The following is a 3,227-nucleotide window of genomic DNA, read 5'->3' on the forward strand; positions in this document are numbered from 1 at the left end:
GACCAGCTCGCCGGCCCTGGCCGGTTCCCCGGCCCGCCCCACGGATTGCGGCGGCAGCGGATGGGCCTGCGCCGGCTCGCCCCAGCCCGTCCGCCGGACCGGTTCCACCTCCGCGCGGACCCCGGAGCCCGGCAGGGCCGGACATCATCTCGCGAACCGCCGGTAACCCGATGGATACCGATCGGTAACAACCTCTAGCGGCACCCCCGAGAGCGCCTCTATGGTGCGGGACATGCCGAACCTGCCCGATGTCGTGCTGTGGTCCATACCTGCCTTTGTGCTGCTCACCGTCATCGAGGTGGTGAGCTACCGGCTCCATCCCGACGACGACGCCGCCGGCTACGACACCAAGGACGCCGTCACGAGCGTCACCATGGGGGTCGGCAGTATCGGCTTCGATCTGCTCTGGAAGATCCCGGTCGTCGCCGTCTTCACCGCGGTCTACGAACTGACCCCGCTACGCGTGCCGTTCCTGTGGTGGACCGCCCTGCTGATGCTGCTCGCGCAGGACTTCCTCTACTACTGGCAGCACCGCCTCCACCACGTGATCCGCATCCTGTGGGCCTGCCACGTGGTCCATCACAGCAGTCGGCGGTTCAACCTCACCACCGCCCTGCGCCAGCCGTGGACCAGCGCCACCACCTGGTGGTTCTACCTGCCCATGGTGGCCCTCGGCGTCCACCCGGCGGCGATTCCGTTCTGCTACGGGATCAACCTCCTTTACCAGTTCTGGGTCCACACCGAGCGCATCGGGAAGCTGCCGCGGCCCTACGAGTACGTCTTCAACACCCCCTCCCACCACCGCGTCCACCACGCTTCGCAGGGCGGCTACCTGGACCGCAACTTCGGCGGCATCCTGATCGTCTGGGACCGGATGTTCGGTTCCTGGGTGGGGGAGACGGACAAGCCCGTCTACGGGCTGACCAAGAACATCGGCACCCACAACCCGCTGCGCGTGGCCACCCATGAATACGCCGCCATCGCCCGCGACGTGCGCGCCGCCGGGAGCTGGGGCGAGCGCGCCGGCCGGATCTTCCGCGGCCCCGGCTGGCAACCGGCATCCGCCGGGCAGAGCACCGAAGCCGCCGCCGCCCCCGCGCCCCCTGTGGCCACGGCCGCCCCGACGACGGCGGCCACGGCGGCCACGACGGCCACGACGGCCACGACGGCGCCCCCCACGGCTGCAGCGCCCCCCACGGCTGCCGCAACCTCCACGGCCACGACGGCAACCTCCACGGCCACGACGGCGACCCCCACGGCCACGGCGAACTCCACGACCCCCGCCTCCGCCCGTACCGCCGTCCCCGGCGCGGGTGCCGCCGAGACCCGGCCCTCCGTGCGGGAGACCACCGCGTGAGTACCGCAGACGGCGTCGCGGACGGCACAGCAGACGGCATCGCCGAGTCCCCCGGCCGGCCCGCCCCCGCCTGGGCGATCGACCGGGCGCCCACCGGCCGGCCGCGCCTCGGCCGCATCGCCCTCGTGGCCTTCGCCCTGGCCGCCGCCGTCGACCTCGGCTCGTTGCTGGCCGGCTGGCACCTCGGGCACGTCATCGCCAAGCCGCTGCTGATGCCGCTGCTCGTGACCCACATGGCCACCCGCGGCGCGCCCCGCCTGCTGTCGGCCGCCCTGCTCTTCGGCTGGGGCGGGGACCTGGCCCTGCTCTTCGACGCCGACCTCGCCTTCCTCGTCGGCATGGGCTCCTTCGCCGTCGGGCACGTCTGCTACCTCGTCCTGTTCGGCAAGCGGCCCGCGAACGCGCTCCTCGCGGGCGCGTACGCGCTCGCGCTCCTCGGCACCGTCGCCCTGCTGTGGTCCGATCTCCCGGCCGACCTGCGGATGCCGGTGGCCGGCTACAGCCTCCTGCTCACCGCCATGGCGTTCCGCTCCGGTGCGCTCGGCCTGCGGGCCGGCATCGGCGGCGCGCTGTTCCTGCTCTCGGACACCCTCATCGCCACCGGTGTCGCCGAATGGCCCCAGCTGCCCCGCCCGGACTTCTGGATCATGGCCACCTACCTGGCCGCCCAGTACCTCCTGGCCACTGGCGCTACCACTCGGGAAGCAGGCGTACGGTAGGACGGTTCCACAGTCGTACAAGACTGAACGATCCCCATCCGGAGGACTGCACCACCATGCGCGCCACCGTCATCCACGCCCCGCACGACATACGCGTGGAGGAGGTGCCCGACGCTGCGATCCAGCGCCCCGAGGACGCCGTCGTCCGCGTCCTGCGTGCCTGTATCTGCGGCAGCGACCTGTGGGCCTACCGCGGAGAGGCCCAGCGGCAGCCCGGCCAACGCATCGGCCACGAGTTCCTGGGCATCGTCGAGGAGACCGGCTCCGCCGTGTCCGACCTGCGCGCCGGCGACCTCGTCGTCGCGCCCTTCATGTGGTCGGACGGCACCTGCGAGTACTGCGCCGAGGGCCTCTTCACCTCCTGCGAGCACGGCGGCTTCTGGGGCTCGGTCGGCCACGACGGAGGCCAGGGCGAGGCCGTCCGCGTTCCGCACGCCGACGGCACCCTGGTGAAGCTGCCCGCCGAGGCCGTCTCCGACGACCACCTGCTGACCGGGCTGCTGGCGCTGTCCGACGTCATGGGCACCGGCCACCACGCGGCGCTGGGCGCCGGCGTGCGCGAGGGCTCCACGGTCGCCGTCGTCGGCGACGGCGCGGTCGGCCTGTGCGGTGTCCTCGCCGCCAAGCGCCTGGGCGCGGAGCGGATCATCGCCCTGGGCCGCCACACCGTACGTACGGACATCGCCAAGCTCTTCGGGGCCACCGACGTCGTCGCCGAGCGCGGCGAGGCCGCCGAGGCGGCCGTCCGCGAGCTCCTCGGCGGCCGGGGCGCGCACGCGGTCATCGAGGCGGTCGGCACCGAGCAGTCCATGCGCACCGCCGTGAACATCACCCGCGACGGCGGGGCCGTCGGCTACGTCGGCGTCCCGCACGGCAGCGGCACCGGCCTCGACCTCGGCGTCATGTTCGACCGCAACATCACCCTGCGCGGTGGCGTGGCCCCGGTCCGCGCCTACCTTCCCGAGCTGCTGAAGGACGTGCTCAGCGGCGTGATCGACCCGGCGCCCGTCTTCGACCGGGTCGTGTCCCTGGACGAGGTCCCGGACGGCTACCGGGCGATGGACGACCGCAGCGCGCTCAAGGTCATGATCAAGCCCTGACCCGCGCCCGGCGGGATGAACGGGATGAACGGGAGGACGGGCCGGGCGGGG

General features: G+C 72.8%; 2 protein-coding genes and 1 pseudogene. All 3 read left to right on the forward strand.

The genetic code is table 11. The features are described from left to right. Nucleotides 1-232: 232 nt before the first annotated feature. Nucleotides 233-1,109: pseudogene (locus ACWGIU_RS33755) on the forward strand (sterol desaturase family protein); the annotation flags it as partial. A 325-nt stretch (nt 1,110-1,434) separates the two neighbouring features. Next, nucleotides 1,435-2,076 carry a lysoplasmalogenase gene (locus tag ACWGIU_RS33760; RefSeq protein ID WP_453711918.1) on the forward strand — a complete coding sequence of 214 codons (642 nt, stop codon included), beginning with the start codon at nt 1,435-1,437 and terminating at the stop codon, nt 2,074-2,076. A gap of 56 nt (nt 2,077-2,132) precedes the next feature. Further along, a complete protein-coding gene (locus tag ACWGIU_RS33765; RefSeq protein WP_453711917.1) occupies nt 2,133-3,176 on the forward strand; it encodes a zinc-dependent alcohol dehydrogenase family protein in 1,044 nt (347 codons plus the stop codon). Nucleotides 3,177-3,227: the final 51 nt, after the last annotated feature.

This window comes from Streptomyces sp. NPDC054840 (assembly GCF_053611065.1).

Coding starts and splice junctions, on each gene's coding strand:
- ACWGIU_RS33765 (WP_453711917.1), top strand. CDS start 2,133: ATGCGCGCCACCGTCATCCACGCCCCGCACGACATACGCGTGGAGGAG.